At 70.8% G+C, this 14,926-nt stretch carries 13 protein-coding genes; 7 read left to right on the plus strand and 6 right to left on the minus strand.

Annotated features, from left to right (window positions below):
* Positions 1–8: 8 nt before the first annotated feature.
* Positions 9–1,187, minus strand: a complete 1,179-nt coding sequence (locus KBZ08_RS03960; protein WP_254971493.1) for a pyridoxal phosphate-dependent aminotransferase — start codon at positions 1,185–1,187, stop codon at positions 9–11.
* 83 nt (positions 1,188–1,270) lie between these two features.
* Between KBZ08_RS03960 and KBZ08_RS03965 the strand changes: the two genes are divergently transcribed.
* The 4 genes from KBZ08_RS03965 to KBZ08_RS03980 all read left to right on the plus strand — a co-directional run bounded on the left by KBZ08_RS03965 (position 1,271) and on the right by KBZ08_RS03980 (position 4,952).
* A complete protein-coding gene (locus tag KBZ08_RS03965) occupies positions 1,271–2,026 on the plus strand; it encodes a uracil-DNA glycosylase family protein (RefSeq protein WP_219903941.1) in 756 nt (251 codons plus the stop codon).
* 30 nt (positions 2,027–2,056) lie between these two features.
* Entirely contained in the window at positions 2,057–3,310 is a 1,254-nt protein-coding gene (gene ispG / locus KBZ08_RS03970; protein ID WP_106220098.1) for a (E)-4-hydroxy-3-methylbut-2-enyl-diphosphate synthase, read from the plus strand.
* 69 nt (positions 3,311–3,379) lie between these two features.
* Positions 3,380–4,711, plus strand: coding sequence for a S41 family peptidase (locus KBZ08_RS03975; protein ID WP_106220099.1), 1,332 nt, complete (start codon positions 3,380–3,382; stop codon positions 4,709–4,711).
* 13 nt (positions 4,712–4,724) lie between these two features.
* Complete coding sequence (locus KBZ08_RS03980; protein WP_254971495.1) at positions 4,725–4,952, plus strand: DUF6737 family protein; 228 nt, start codon at positions 4,725–4,727, stop codon at positions 4,950–4,952.
* Positions 4,953–4,962: 10 nt separating this feature from the next.
* Here the strand turns inward: KBZ08_RS03980 and KBZ08_RS03985 are convergent, their stop codons facing one another.
* The gene (locus tag KBZ08_RS03985; protein WP_015108332.1) at positions 4,963–5,130 is read right to left on the minus strand and encodes a hypothetical protein; all 168 of its coding nucleotides are present in this window, start codon (positions 5,128–5,130) and stop codon (positions 4,963–4,965) included.
* Positions 5,131–5,300: 170 nt separating this feature from the next.
* Between KBZ08_RS03985 and KBZ08_RS03990 the strand changes: the two genes are divergently transcribed.
* The gene (locus KBZ08_RS03990; RefSeq protein ID WP_254971497.1) at positions 5,301–5,795 is read left to right on the plus strand and encodes a hypothetical protein; all 495 of its coding nucleotides are present in this window, start codon (positions 5,301–5,303) and stop codon (positions 5,793–5,795) included.
* A gap of 306 nt (positions 5,796–6,101) precedes the next feature.
* Here KBZ08_RS03990 and KBZ08_RS03995 read toward each other — a convergent pair whose 3' ends face one another.
* Both KBZ08_RS03995 and mfd read right to left on the minus strand, forming a co-directional pair.
* Entirely contained in the window at positions 6,102–7,463 is a 1,362-nt protein-coding gene (locus KBZ08_RS03995) for a glycosyltransferase family A protein (RefSeq protein ID WP_254971498.1), read from the minus strand.
* A 50-nt stretch (positions 7,464–7,513) separates the two neighbouring features.
* The gene (gene mfd / locus KBZ08_RS04000) at positions 7,514–11,101 is read right to left on the minus strand and encodes a transcription-repair coupling factor (RefSeq protein WP_254971499.1); all 3,588 of its coding nucleotides are present in this window, start codon (positions 11,099–11,101) and stop codon (positions 7,514–7,516) included.
* Between the two features lie 102 nt (positions 11,102–11,203).
* On the opposite strand from mfd, the gene KBZ08_RS04005 reads away from it, so the two are divergent.
* Complete coding sequence (locus KBZ08_RS04005; protein WP_146134543.1) at positions 11,204–12,085, plus strand: hypothetical protein; 882 nt, start codon at positions 11,204–11,206, stop codon at positions 12,083–12,085.
* On the opposite strand, the gene gap is transcribed toward KBZ08_RS04005, so the two are convergent.
* Together gap and KBZ08_RS04015 are read right to left on the minus strand one after the other, a co-directional pair.
* Positions 12,086–13,081: a type I glyceraldehyde-3-phosphate dehydrogenase gene (gap, locus tag KBZ08_RS04010; RefSeq protein ID WP_106220104.1), complete on the minus strand. Its 996-nt coding sequence runs from the start codon at positions 13,079–13,081 to the stop codon at positions 12,086–12,088.
* Between the two features lie 184 nt (positions 13,082–13,265).
* The gene (locus KBZ08_RS04015) at positions 13,266–14,039 is read right to left on the minus strand and encodes a hypothetical protein (protein ID WP_254971503.1); all 774 of its coding nucleotides are present in this window, start codon (positions 14,037–14,039) and stop codon (positions 13,266–13,268) included.
* A gap of 71 nt (positions 14,040–14,110) precedes the next feature.
* Between KBZ08_RS04015 and KBZ08_RS04020 the strand changes: the two genes are divergently transcribed.
* On the plus strand, positions 14,111–14,914 hold the full coding sequence (locus tag KBZ08_RS04020) for a TerC family protein (RefSeq protein WP_254971504.1): 804 nt from the start codon (positions 14,111–14,113) through the stop codon (positions 14,912–14,914).
* Positions 14,915–14,926: the final 12 nt, after the last annotated feature.

Here is a 14,926-nt window from a genome sequence, read left to right on the forward strand (position 1 = left end):
CTGGGCGATCAGAGACTGGCGCCGAAGCGGCGCAGCCGCTCCAGGCCGTCGTCGATCGTGGCCGGGGACGCCGCGCAGGAGAGGCGGATGCAGCGGTCGTCGCCGAAGGCGGCACCGGGCACCACCGCCAGCCCCACCTCCTCCAGCAGCCGGCCGCAGAGGGTCATCGAATCCAGGCCCCAGGCGCTGACGTCGGGGAAGGCGTAGAAGGCCCCTTCGGGGGGCAGCAGCTTGAGGCCGCTGATCGCCATCAGGCCGTCACTGAGCCGGGAGCGGCGACGGCTGAATTCGGCCGCCATCTCCTGGACGCAGTCGCGGGATCCGCTCACGGCCGCCAGGGCGCCGAACTGGGCGAAGCTGCAGACGTTGCTGGTGCTCTGGCTCTGCAGGGCGCTGGCGGCGGCCACCACGTGGCGGGCGCCCGCCAGCCAGCCGATGCGCCAGCCGGTCATCGCCCAGCCCTTGGCGAAGCCGTTGACGATGAAGATCCTCTCAGCGATGTCGGGTGCCACCGCCGCCAGGCTGTGGTGCACGTGGCCGGGGGAGAGCAGAAGCTCGTAGATCTCGTCGCAGACCACCGCCACGGCGGGATGGCGGCGCAGCACGGCGGCGATCCCCTCCAGCTCGGCGCGGCTGAGCACCATGCCGGTGGGATTGGAGGGGCTGTTGAGCACCAGCAGCCGGCTGGCCGGGGTGATCGCCGCCTCCAGCTGCTCGGGGCTGAAGCGGAACCCGCCGCTGGCATCGGTGATCAGGCAGCGCACGCTGGCGCCGGCCAGGTGGGCCATCTCCGGGTAGCTGAGCCAGTACGGGGCCGGCAGCAGCACCTCGTCGCCGGGGTCGAGCAGGACCTGGAAGAGGTTGTAGAGGGCCTGCTTGCCGCCGTTGGTCACCAGCACCTGGTCGGGGCGGGTGGGAACGCCGTTCTCCTGGCTGAGCTTGGCGGCGATCGCCTGGCGCAGCTCCGGTTCGCCGGCCACGGGCCCGTAGCGGGTATGGCCGGCCTCCAGCGCCTCGGCGGCCGCCTGGCGGATGAAGGCGGGGGTGTCGAAGTCGGGCTCCCCGGCGCTGAGGCTGCAGATGTCCTTGCCCTCGCCGCGCAGCTCGCGGGCCTTGGCGGTGATGGCGAGGGTGAGCGATGGCTGCAACGCCTGCGCCCGGGCGGAGAGCGTCAACGGGGCCGGCATGGCAGCGCGCGCCGTCTGGAGGGCGCGATTCGGCAATCCGGCCATCTTGCCCTACGCCCGCGACCATGGCGAACAATGGGGCGATGGCTCCCGATCACCTGCAACCTTCTCCCCGGCAACCCTCTCCCCTGCAGCCGTCCCTTCTGGGTGAGGACCCCGCCACCGCGGAACCTGCCGCCAGGGAGCCCACCGCCACGGAGGCCACCGCCACGGTGCACACCGCCGGGGTGATCGACGCACCCGCTGGGCCACCCGATCTGGCGGCTCTGGAGCGGGACTGCCGCGAGTGCCGCCGTTGCGGCCTGGCGGAGGGCCGCCGGACGGTGGTGGTGAGCCGCGGCGATCCGGCGGCCCGGCTGATGGTGATCGGCGAGGGGCCGGGTGCCCAGGAGGACGCCAGCGGCCGGCCGTTCGTGGGTCGGGCCGGCCAGCTGCTTGACCAGATGCTGGCCAGCGTGGGGCTGGACAGCGAGCGCGACGCCTACGTCTGCAACGTGGTGAAGTGCCGTCCGCCGGACAACCGCCGGCCCACGCCCCAGGAGATCGCCGCCTGCGCCCCCTGGCTGGCCGCCCAGATCGCCGCCGTCGATCCCGCCGTGGTGCTGCTGGCCGGCGCCACCGCCCTGGAGGGGGTGCTGGGAATCAAGGGCGGGATCACCCGGCTGCGGGGCCGCTGGCACCCCTGGCAGGGCCGCTGGGTGATGCCCGTGTTCCATCCCTCCTACCTGCTGCGCAATCCCTCGCGCGAAAAGGGCTCCCCCAAGTGGCTCACCTGGCAGGACCTGCAGGAGGTGCGGCGTCGCCTGGAGGAGGACAGACCGCCGACACCCTCTTTGTGACAGGCTTTGGCCATCACCGGCCCACGCGAGATGACCGGCACCCTGGCCACACCCACCACCACAGCCCCGGGGACCTCCCCCCTCCCGGCCGACTGGGCCAGTGACCCCCGCTTCGACACGGTGATCCGCCGCCGCAAGACCCGCAGCGTCCGTGTCGGCGACGTGTGGGTGGGCAGCGAGCACCCCGTGGTGGTGCAGTCGATGATCAACGAGGACACCCTCGACATCGAAGGGGCCACCGCCGGCATCCGCCGCCTGCACGAGGCCGGCTGCGAGATCGTGCGGCTGACGGTGCCGAGCCTGGCCCATGCCAAGGCGGTGAAGGAGATCCGCCAGCGGCTGGAGGACACCTACCGGCCGGTGCCGCTGGTGGCCGACGTGCACCACAACGGCATGAAGATCGCCCTGGAGGTGGCCCAGCACGTCGACAAGGTGCGGATCAATCCGGGCCTTTATGTGTTCGACAAACCCGACCCCAACCGCACGGAGTTCACCCCCGAGGAGGTGGCCGCGATCGGCGAGCGCATCCAGGCCACCCTCGAACCCCTGGTGAGCCTGCTCAAGGACCAGGACAAGGGGCTGCGGATCGGTGTCAACCACGGCTCCCTGGCGGAGCGGATGCTGTTCACCTACGGCGACACCCCCCTGGGGATGGTGGAGAGCGCCATGGAGTTCATCCACATCTGCGACCGCCTCGATTTCCACAACATCGTCGTGTCGATGAAGGCCTCGCGGGCGCCGGTGATGCTGGCGGCCTACCGGATGATGGCCTTCCGCATGGACGCCGAAGGCTTCCATTACCCCCTGCACCTGGGGGTCACCGAGGCGGGCGACGGCGACTACGGCCGCATCAAGAGCACCGCCGGCATCGCCACCCTGCTGGCCGAGGGCCTCGGCGACACGATCCGGGTGTCGCTCACCGAGGCGCCGGAGAAGGAGATCCCTGTCTGCTACTCGATTCTGCAGGCGATGGGGCTGCGCAAGACGATGGTGGAGTACGTGGCCTGCCCCAGCTGCGGCCGCACCCTGTTCAACCTGGAGGAGGTGCTGCACACGGTGCGCAACGCCACCGCGCACCTCACCGGCCTGGACATCGCCGTGATGGGCTGCATCGTCAACGGCCCCGGCGAGATGGCCGATGCCGACTACGGCTACGTCGGCAAGACCCCCGGCACCATTTCCCTCTACCGGGGGCGGGAGGAGATCCGCCGGGTTCCCGAAGCCGAAGGGGTGGCGGCGCTGATCGCCCTGATCAAGGAGGACGGTCGCTGGGTCGACCCCTGAGCGGGGAGCCCACCCCTGGCATCGGCGCTACGTTGGAACCACGTTTCAGACTCCTTGAGGATCCCCACCATGGGCAGAGCTCGCGCCACCGTCGTGGTGCTGGTTGGTCTCGGTGCCTGTGCCGCCACGGCGGTGATGGCCCGGGAGATGGTGCTGACCCCCACCGGAACCGTGTCGATCAGCGACAGCCCCAAGGAGGTGATGGACCAGGCGTGGCAGATCGTCTTCCGCGACTACCTGGACACCACGGGCAAGTACACACCTGAGCAGTGGCGCAAGCTGCGCCGGAGTGTGCTCTCCAAGAGCTACAGCACCCCCAAGGATGCCTACGAGGGCATCCGCGGCATGCTCAGCACCCTCGACGATCCCTACACCCGCTTCCTGGACCCGCGGGAGTTCAAGGAGATGCAGATCGACACCTCCGGGGAGCTCTCCGGGGTGGGCATCCAGCTGAGCGTCGACAAGGAGACCAAGGAGCTGGTCGTCATCTCGCCGATCGAGGGTTCGCCGGCCTCCAGGGCCGGGGTGCAGCCCAAGGACGTGATCGTCTCGATCGACGGCAAGAGCACCAAGGGGATGAGCACCGAGGACGCGGTGAAGCTGATCCGGGGCAAGGCGGGCACCACGGTGAACCTGGTGCTGCGCCGCAAGGGCCAGAACATCGACACCCCCCTGACCCGGGAGCTGATCGAGATCCATGCGGTCACCCACCAGGTGAACACCGCGCCCGACGGGACGAAGATCGGCTACATCCGGCTCAAGCAGTTCAGCGCCACTGCCACCAAGGACATGCGGGCGGCGGTGCGGGACCTGGAGGCCCAGGGGGTGCAGGGCTACGTGCTCGACCTGCGCAGCAACCCGGGCGGGCTGCTGGTGGCGAGCGTCGAGATCGCCCGCCAGTGGATCAACGAGGGCATCATCGTCTCCACCAAGACCCGCGACGGCATCCAGGACGTCAAGCGGGCCACCGGCCAGGCCCTCACCACCAAGCCCATGGTGGTGCTGGTCAACGAGGGTTCGGCGAGCGCCAGCGAGATCCTTTCCGGCGCCCTGCAGGACAACAACCGGGCCGTGCTGGTGGGCCAGAAGACCTTCGGCAAGGGTCTGGTGCAGTCCGTGCGTGGCCTGTCCGACGGCTCCGGCATGACGGTGACCATCGCCAAGTACCTGACGCCCCGCAACCGGGACATCCACAAGCACGGCATCAACCCGGACGTGCCGGTGAAGATGACCGAGCAGGAGGTGCAGCGGCTCAAGCTGGAGGACATCGGCACCAACCGCGACAGCCAGTACCGGGTGGCCGAATCCACCCTGCGCAAGCAGCTGCAGGCAGGTGCCACCCTGCAGAAGGCCTTTGAGCCCGGCAGCGCCAACCTGCCGGCGGCCCTTGCCAAGCCCTGACCCAGACGACCGGATGCCGGGCAGCCCGCCCGGCTCGGTCTGGGACCTGAAGCCCTGGTGGTGTCAGCCGTGGACCATTCTGGTCACCGGCATGGTGGTGATCGGGGCGAGCTGGCTGGTGCTGCACCTGTGGTGGATCACCGCCGGGGTCTCAGCGGTGATCGCCGCCTGGTGGCTGCTGTTTCTGGTGCTGATGCCGGCCGCCTGGAAACGGTCGCAGGCCGGCGGCAGCGAAGGCTGAGACGCCGGACTCAGGCCACGGGCTGCATCAGCCCGCCGCCGGGGGAGGAGTCGTCGTCGTCGTTGTTGCCGGCGGCGGACTGGAGCAGGGCGAAGAAACCGAGGCCGAGCACCCCCAGGAAGGCCGGCAGCAGCAGGGGATTCTGGGTGGCGCCCGCGACCTCGATCAGCTCACCCATGTCGGCGCGTAACGAAAGATGACGTCACCTTAACGGACATTCTCATCGGCTGGGCGCCCCGCTCAAGGCCAGGTGGCCCAGGGGCCACCCATCGCCAGCCGATCCCCTCGGCCGTAATCTCCGCAAGGGCAGCACGACTCGCTCACCTTCATGCGTTCTCCCGATCGGCGGTGACATCGAAGATCCCCGTCCTGATCTGCATCGATGTGGAACCGGACGTGTTCTTCGTGCCGCGTCAGGACCCTGAGCCATGGAAGGGCTACGAGCTCACCCATGCGTACATCCGGAGCTGGCGATCGGCGCTGCAGCAGCTCACGGGAGACGCCGTGCATGTCAACTGGTTCCTCCGCATGGATCCGCAGGTGGCCCTGGCCCATGGCCGTGCCTCCTGGGCCGTGGATCACTACCGGGAGCTGATCCAGGAGGCCATCGACGCCGGTGATGAGCTGGGCGCCCATGTCCACACCTATCGCTGGTGTGGGGACTCCGGCGACTGGCTGGATGACCACGGCCACGACGACTGGGTGGCGGAATGCCTGGCCACCGCCGCGGAAGCCCACCGACCAGCCTCGGGTCGCCGTGCCGTTCGCTGCGCTTCGGCAATTACTGGTGCGGAACGCAGGCCATCAATCGGGCGGAAGCCCTGGGATTCCGTTTCGATCTGACCATCGAGCCCGGCCTGCCCCCCAATGCGCTGGACTCACGCAAGCCGCCCCACTCGGGCGATCTGCCGGACTACTACCGGGTGCCCCGCGAACCCTATGCCCCCTCCCGCCGCGACTTTCGCCGCCGGGCCAGGCCAGGTGAACGGGAGATCACACTCCTGCCCCTCACCTCCGCCCACCTGCGCTACGGCTGGGGGCCGCAGAGCCTGAAGCAGCGATGGCGGCGGCTGCGCCACAACGGCCTCCGCCACCGGCTGCAGGACACCCCCCTTTCCATGTGGCGGGACTGGAGCCATCCCAACGGGTTCAGCGCGATGGTCGACCGGGCGATCGCCCGGCAGCGACATCCCTATCTGGCCTTCGCGATTCACTCCAACGCCCCCGTCGAGCCGGAATCGCTGCCGAGAATCGAGCGCTGCCTGCAGGCCCTGATGGCCCACCCCGAGCGCTCCCGATTCGCGTTCTGCACCCCCGCCGAAGCCATGGCGATCCTGCGCGGCAACGCCCCAGGAAACGCCCCAGGCGGCCGAGGCCGTTGCGGGTGATCGGCCCCCCCCGGTGGCGCAGCAGCTGCCACCAGGCACGCGGCTGCCAGGGGTCCGCCAGCAGGTAACCGATCAGAACGGACGTCGGATAGGCATTCTCCGGATGGAACGGCACCAGCCGGCCCAGGTGCCGGATGGTGGCGGGCTGGCCCCGGTGCAGGGTCCGCACCAGACGTCGCCGCTGCCGGACGTCGCTCCCGGTGAGGGTCGGGCGCAGGTACCACTCCAGGGTGCCGATGACGCGGTCCCGCAGACGGGCCGATCCAGGCGTCTCCGACCGGAGCGCCGCTGCTCGGGACAGTTCCGCTTCCAGTTGCGTCATGGCGGACCGCATCAGCGCCGGATCGAATCGCTCCATGGCCCCGATCACCTGGGCCATGGGTCCGAGAATCCGGCACTGCTGCAGGCGCAGGTCCGCTTCCGCCGGATGGCTGAGGCTGCGCTCGCGGGCCAGGGCCTCGCAGCTCGTGCGGATGTTGAGGAAGTACTCGTGGGCCCGCTCCAGGCGCCAGCGGGTGCTGGTGGCCTCCCGGTGCTGCACGCGATAGGCGGCGGTGGCCGTGGCGTTCCGCACCATCGGGGCGACGGAGGCCAGCTGGAACCAGGCCTGCACATCACTGCTCCAGGCATTCCGGGCCGGCCAGCCGCCGATGGCCTCCAGAGCTCCGCGGCGGATCAGCACGAAGGAGGGGGTGTCAATGCGGTGGAAGGGAAAGGAGTCCCAGGGGTCGAACCGTTCCGGTCGAAGGCACGGCTCCGGGAAGGACAGCTCCCGTTCGTCCTCGTAGGTGAGGGTGCGGGAGACCGCCGCACCGGCGGCCGGATCGTCCAGCAGCAGCGTGCTGAGCAGCTCGAGGTGGCGGGGATGCCAGTGGTCGTCCTGGTCGAGGAAGGTGATGAAGGCCGCCGTGCTGTGAGCGAAGCCGAACTGACGGGTCTGGTGGGTGCCCCTGCCGGGATGGCGATAGAGGGCCACCTGGGGAAAGGAGCGGACGATGGCCGCCGAGTCGTCGCTGGAGCCGTCGTCGACGACGATGATCTCCCGGGCCGGCAGGGTCTGGGCCAGCACGGATGCCAGCGTCTGGCGGATCCAGGGGGCGCCGTTGAACAGGGGGATGACCACCGCGATGTCCGCGGCGGTTGCGCCTGAGCCCGTGGTGCCGTGGGGGGCCCTCACACCACCAGCACCGCCGCGTTCTTCGCCGCCTGCTCCTCGGCCCGCTGCTCCTCGGTGCGCCCATCGGCCTCGGGGATCTGGCCGGCCATGGCGGAGAGCCAGGCCATCAGCTGCTCCACCTGCTGGGCGGGGGAGAGGGCCCCCAGCCCCCGGGCCAGCACCTTGGCGGTGCTGCCGGCGCCGCCCTGATACACCAGCCGGCCGTGCAGGTGCTGGGGCAAGGCCTGGCGCAGGCGGCGGAAGGCGGGTTCCTCCATCGGCGTTTCCAGGGCGATGTTGGGTTTCTCCGGCCTGATGCGCGAGAAGCCGCAGCGGCGGGCCAGCAGCTTCAGCTCCATCAGCTGCAGCAGGCTCTGCACCGGCGCCGGAATCGGGCCGTAGCGGTCGGCCCAGCCGGCGGCCAGCTCCACCAGGGCCGCCTTGCCCCCGCACTCGGCGGCGGCCCGGTAGGCCGCCATCTTCTCGTCGGCTTCGGTGATCCAGTCGGCCGGGATGAAGGCCGTCACCGGCAGGTCGATCTGGGTCTCGTCCACCGCCGGGATGTCCTGGCCCTGGATCTCGGCCAGGCAGTCCTGGAGCATCTCCATGTAGAGGTCGAAACCGATCGCCTCCATCTGGCCGCTCTGCTCCACCCCCAGCAGGTTGCCCACCCCCCGGATCTCCATGTCGCGCATGGCCAGCTGGTAGCCGGAACCCAGCTGGGCGAACTCCTGGATCGCCCGCAGCCGCTGACGGGCCGCGTCGCTGAGGGAGGCATCGCCCGGATAGAACAGCCAGGCGTGGGCCTGGATGCCGCTGCGGCCCACCCGGCCCCGCAGCTGGTACAGCTGGGCCAGGCCGAAGCGGTGGGCGTCCTCCACCAGGATCGTGTTCACCCGGGGGATATCCAGGCCGCTCTCGATGATCGTGGTGCAGAGCATCACGTCGGCCTCGCCGGCGTTGAAGGCCACCATGGCGCTCTCCAGCTCCCCCTCCGGCATCTGGCCGTGGGCCACCTGCAGCCGCAGCCCCGGCAGCATCGCCCGCAGCTGGCCGGCCACCTCCTCGATGCCCTCCACCCGCGGCACCACGTAGAACACCTGGCCGCCGCGGTCGAGCTCCTGGCGGATGGCGCTGCGCACCGCCTCCTCGTCCAGGCTGGCCAGGTGGGTCTTGATCGGGCGCCGCAGCGGCGGCGGCGTGGTGATCAGGCTCATCTCCCGCACCCCCGAGAGGCTCATGTACAGGGTGCGCGGGATCGGCGTGGCGGACAGCGTCAGCACGTCCACGTCCTTGCGCAGCGCCTTGATCTTCTCCTTCTGGTTCACACCGAAGCGCTGCTCCTCGTCCACCACCAGCAGACCCAGCTGCTGGAAGCGGGTGCCCTTGCCCAGCAGCTGGTGGGTGCCCACCACCACATCGATCGTGCCCGCCGCCAGGCCGTCCTGGATCGTCTTGCGCTCGGCGGCGGTGCGGAAGCGGTTGAGCAGGGCCACCTTGAGCGGATAGGGGGCAAAGCGCTCGCTGAGGGTGCGCCAGTGCTGCTGGGCCAGGACGGTGGTGGGGGCCAGCAGGGCGCACTGCCGGCCGGCGGTGACCGCCTTGAAGATGGCCCGGATCGCCACTTCCGTCTTACCGAAGCCCACATCGCCGCAGACGAGGCGGTCCATGGGCTGGGGGCGTTCCATGTCGCGCTTCACCTCCACGATCGCCTTGAGCTGGTCGGGGGTGGGGTCGTAGGGGAAGGAATCCTCCAGTTCGCCCTGCCAGGGGCCATCGGAGGGGAAGGCGAAGCCTGGCGCCTGGTGGCGCTCGGCGTAGAGCTTCACCAGATCCATGGCCACCTTGGCCACCGCCTTGCGGGCCCGCTCCTTGGCCTTGGTCCAGGCCGTCCCGCCCATGCGGTTGAGTTCCGGCGGGCTGTCGCTGCTGGCCCGGTAGCGCCCCAGGCTGCCCAGCTGGTCGGCGGCCACCCGCAGCAGCCCGTCGGCGTACTGGACCACCAGGTAGTCGCGGACCTCGCCGCCGATGGCCAGCTTCTCCAGCTTCAGGAAGCGGCCGATGCCGTGGTTGCGATGCACCACGAAGTCGCCGGGGAGCATCTTGTTGGGATCCACCGTGCGGCTGGCCGCCTTGCGGCGCCGGCGCACATAGCCCCCGGCCGCCAGGCTGTGCTGGCCGAAGATCTCCCGGTCGGTGAACAGCACCAGCTTCCAGGCCGGCAGCTGGAATCCCTCCAGCTCGGCGGTGCCGCGCAGCTTGAGCGCCACCGGGGTCCCCTGCTCCACCAGCCGCTCGATGGCCGGGAAGTCGCGGGCATTGGGCACGAAGCGCGTGACGCAGTCGTGCTCCTCCAGCAGGGCCACGGCCCGTGACGGCTGGGCGGAGACGATCCAGGGCCGGGCCTTCTCGCGCAGGTGCCCCTTGATCTGCTCCGCCAGACGCCCGAACTGGTTGGGATGGGCCGGCACCGGGCGGCTGGCCAGGTCGAGGTCGTTCGGGTGGCGGTCGCTCTCGTGCAGCTCCGCCAGATCGAAGCCCGTGAACGCCTCCGCCTCCGCCAGGGCCGCCGCGATCGGCCGGTGCAGCCGGGCGGGCAGGGGCAGGGGCGACTCACCATCGGCGGCCTTCACCACCTCGCCGTGGTGCTCGGCGGCATGGTCGAACCACTGCTGGCCGTGGGCCAGGCACTGGCGCCGCTCATCGATCGCCACCAGGGTGCCGGCGGGCAGGTAGTCGAGCAGCGTCGCCGGCGCCTCCCAGGCGAGCCCCATCAGCCGCCGCATTCCCTCCGGCGTGCCCCCCTCCAGCAGCTGGTCGAGGGCGGCGGGCTCCAGCAGCCGCTCCAGCCCTTCCGGCATCCGCTCCCGCAGGGCCTCGGCGATCAGGGGGGCGTAACTGGTGGGGGTGAGCCGCACCCGCTCGATCACATCGAGGGAGCGCTGGGTGGCGGGATCGAACTCCCGCAGCTTCTCCAGGTCTTCACCGAAGAGCTCCAGCCGCACCGGCAGCTCGGCGCTGACCGGAAACACATCGACGATGTCGCCCCGGCGGCTCCAGGTGCCCTCCTGCTCGATCGTGGGCACCTTCTCGTAGCCCAGGCCCGCCAGGGTGTGGGCCAGCTGCTCCAGATCCAGCCGATCGCCCCGGCGCAGGGTGAGGCAACGGGCCGCCAGCTGGGGCGGCGGCGGCAGGTGGGGCTGCAGGGCCCGCTCGGTGGCCACCACGGCGAAGCGGCCAACGCCGGCACCCGAAGCCCCCTCCCCGTCGCCCACCAGCTCAGCCAGCACCTGCAGCTGGCCCCAGGTGATCTCGCTGGTGGGCTCGAAGGGCTCGTAGGGGGAGCCCTCGCTGGTGGGATAGAGCTGACACAGGGGCCAGCCCATCAGCTCCAGCAGGGAAGCCCAGCGGCCCGCCTCCTCCAGGGTCGGCACGACCACCAGCAGGGGCGCCTCACTGGAGCCCGCCAGGGCGCTGGCCACCAGGGCCCGGGCCGCCCGACCCGCCCCGCTCAGCCGCAGGCGCTCGGCCCGCCCGCAGCGCGCCTTCACCTCGGCGGTGAGGGGAGCGGCCTGCAGCTGGCGCACGAGGGCGTGGAGGGGCATCGCGTGGATGGGATCAAACCGGTGGCGATCCTCGCAACCACCGCACACCGCCGCGACGTCCCGGCCCCTTTGCGGTCATGCTGGTGGTCGGTCTGCCGAGCGATGGCCCGCTTCCGTTGTCCCACCTGCCGCGGTCGCCCCCTGCGGATGGAGCCTCCCTACACGGGGCTGCCCCGCTGCGGGCGCTGCGGAGACCTGCTGGAGCCGAAGCCCCGCCATGGCCGCGCCTGGGGGCTGGCCGGCGGGGTGGCCGTGCTGGTGCTGGGGGGAGCCGCCCTCTCCGGCCTGCTCGAGCCGATGGGGAGCCTGCCCGAGCAGGCCCCCGAGATCACCACCCGTCTGCTGGAGCGCTTCGATCCGGCCCCCGATCCGAGCCTGCGGCCGATGGCCCTGATCGAGGGGGGCCTGCTGGAGAACCTCAAGGAGGCCGACCGGCAGTGGATCCCCAGGGCCGAACCCCTGGCCGGTGGAGGTATCCGCTTTCTCTACCGCCGCCGGGCCGGGGAACCCGAACTCTCGGTGGATGAGCTGCAGGCCCTGATCGACGCCCCGCCGGACCACGGCGAGAAGCGCCGCGCCATCGCCGATCTGCTCAGCGTGCTCGAGCAGGCCGGGGTGCAGGTGCAGCTGGCGGAACCCAGAAAGACGGGCGCCGCCGGGGAATGGGACCACGCCGCTCGCACCCTGCGGATCAAGCCCGCCGTGGTCGACAAGGGCACCGTGGATTTCGCCCAGGTGCTGAACCACGAGGCGATCCATGTGGCCCAGAGCTGCGCGGCGGGCGGCCTGCGCTCCGTTCCGCGGACCCTGGGGCTGAGCCAGGAGGTGCCGGCGGAACTGAAACTCCACCTCGACGATCCCCTCTACGCCGGAGCCTCCGACTGGGAGAAGGCCCTGGAGCGCGAGGCCTACGCCAATCAGCGCCAGATCGAACTGGGCGCCACCCTGGTGCGCAGCCATTGCCGCGTCCGCGCCACGGGCTGATCAGCGGGAGATGTGGGCGATCAGGTCGAGGCACTTGCTGGAGTACCCCCACTCGTTGTCGTACCAGGACACCACCTTCACGAAGGTGTCGGTGAGGGCGATGCCGGCGGAGGCATCGAAGATCGACGTGCAGGTTTCGCCGAGGAAATCGGTCGAGACCACGGCGTCCTCCGTGTAGCCCAGGATCCCGGCCATCGGACCGGCGGCGGCTTCCCGCATGGCGGCCTTGATGGCGTCGTAGCTGGCGCCCCGCTCGAGATTCACCGTCAGGTCCACCACCGACACGTTGGGGGTGGGGACCCGGAAGGCCATGCCGGTGAGCTTGCCGCTCAGGGCCGGGATCACCTTGCCCACCGCCTTGGCCGCGCCGGTGGATGAGGGGATGATGTTCTGGCCGGCACCACGGCCGCCGCGCCAGTCCTTGACCGACGGCCCGTCGACCGTCTTCTGGGTGGCGGTGGTGGCGTGGACGGTGGTCATCAGACCATCGCGGATGCCGAAGCTGTCGTGCAGCACCTTGGCCATCGGCGCCAGGCAGTTGGTGGTGCAGGAGGCATTGGAGACGATGTCCTGGCCGGCATAGGTGGTGTGGTTCACCCCCATCACGAACATCGGCGTGTCGTCCTTGGAGGGGGCCGACATCACCACCTTGGAGGCCCCCGCAGCGATGTGGGCCCTGGCCCGCTCATCGCTCAGGAACAGGCCGGTGGATTCGAGCACCACATCGGCACCGACATCACCCCAGCGCAGGGCGGCGGGATCGCGCTCCGAACTGATGCGGATGCGGCGGCCGTTCACCACCAGGGCGCCATCGTCGACGGCCACCTCGCCTTTGAAACGGCCATGGGTGGAGTCGTAGCGGAGCATGTAGGCGATGTAGTCGACATCGATCAGGTCGTTGATGCCCACCACCTCGATGTCATCGCGCCCGCAGGCGATGCGGAAGACGAGGCGACCGATGCGTCCGAACCCGTTGATGCCGATCCTGATGGTCACCGGTGGATCTCCCGAGGCAAGACAGGGGATTCAGCGTCGCACGCAGCCGGCGGCCATCGGCGGCGCCGTGCAGGCCTTTGTCGCCAGATGAAACGGGCTCAGATCCAGGCGGGCCGGGGGATTTCGGCGGGGGTGGAGGCCCCGGCGTGGCATCCCGGGGCCCGGCCCGCGCCGCCGATCGGGATCAGCCCTCCTGGCCCGGGGGCACCGGCGCCTCGGCGGTGCCCCGCAGCGTCTCCTCCTCCAGCAGCATGTTGAAGCGCAGCAGGTCGGCGTCCTTCAGCTGCTGGCGGCTGCTGACTCCCATCTGCTTCTCGAGGAAGCTCCGGCCCATGCTCCCGTCCCAGCCCAGCTGCTGCAGCAGCAGGTTGCACTGCTCAAGCAGGTCGGCCCGCCGCAGCGGGACCGCCGCCGTGGCGGGGTCGCAGCCGGGTTCGAGGGTCTCGATCGCCTGCAGGTAGGCGATCAGGTCGGCGTAGACGGTGATCCGGTCGCGGCTGCGGTGGCCGAAGCAGCGCTGCAGATAGGCGGCCTCCCGGTCCCGGTCCCAGCCGAGACGGCGCAGCTGCAGATCCAGATGGGTGAGTTCGGCGCTCCAGTCCTGGGGGTCCTCGGCGGGACTCGGGGGGGCGGGCACGGGCGCCGCTGCCGCGGGAGGCGCGGGCGCGGGCACCGGCGGCGCGGGCACTGAACGGGGTGCCGGCGTGTCCGGCGCCACGGGTGGGGTGGGGGCGGCGGGAGCCCGGACCGCTGCAGCAGGGGCCGGGCCGGCGGCTTCAGGGGCCGGCCCGGGGCCCTGGAGATGGTCCAGCAGGCGGGCCCTGGCCCGGTCCTCGGCTTCTTCGGCATCCCCGGCCTCCCCCAGGGCGCTGCCCAGGAAGCGTTCCCCGTCACGGGCCGAGACCAGCACGACGCGGCGGCCGCCGTCGCAGTGCAGCAGTCGGACGTGGACGTGCATGGGGGCGGGAGGCACCGATGGTCTTTCTAGAGTGCTTCTTTGCAGCCTCCACGGCCGAGTGAACGCCAGGAATGGAAGTGGAATCGGTGGAGAGCCTCACGCCCCTGCTGCAGCCCCTGCTGCAGGAGGCGGACCAGTGGGGCGAGGTGCTGCTTCTGCTGGTCCTGCTGGTGGGGCTGGAGGCGGTGCTCTCCGCCGACAACGCCATCGCCCTGGCCGCCATCTCCCGGCGGCTGCATGATCCGGCGCGGCAGCGCATGGCCCTGAACCTGGGCCTTGTGCTGGCCCTGGTCTTCCGGCTGGCCCTGATCGCCCTGGCCAGCCAGGTGCTGGCCTTCTGGCCCCTGCAGCTGCTGGCCTCGGCCTACCTGCTCTGGCTCTGCGGCCGCCACCTGCTCGGCAAGGACGACGGTGCCGACGACGATGGGGCCGGCCAGGACCCGGCAGCAGCCGATTCCGCCACCCACGGCTCCCACCACGGCCCGGGCCATCCCCACCACGGCGCCACCCTGGGCTCGATCGTGGCCACCCTGGCCCTCACCGACCTGGCCTTCTCCCTGGACAGCGTCTCCGCGGCGGTGGCGGTGACCGACCGGGTGCCGCTGGTGATGGCCGGCGGGGTGATCGGCATCCTCGCCCTGCGGCTCACGGCCGAGCTCTTCCTGCGCTGGCTGGAGATCTTTCCGCACCTGGAGACGGCCGGCTACCTGGCCGTGGGCCTGGTGGGCCTGAAGCTGCTGCTGCGCCTGGTGCTGCCGGCCGTGGAGGTGCCGGAATGGGCCCTGCTGCTGGTGGTGGCAGGCCTGTTCGCCTGGGGCTTCTCCCTGCGCACGGAGCCGTCGCCGCTGCCCGGACCGGGCAGCGGCGACGGCTGAGGCCTGCGGAGC

Source organism: Cyanobium sp. Candia 9D4 (assembly GCF_024346155.1).
Classification (GTDB): Bacteria; Cyanobacteriota; Cyanobacteriia; order PCC-6307; family Cyanobiaceae; genus Cyanobium; species Cyanobium minutissimum.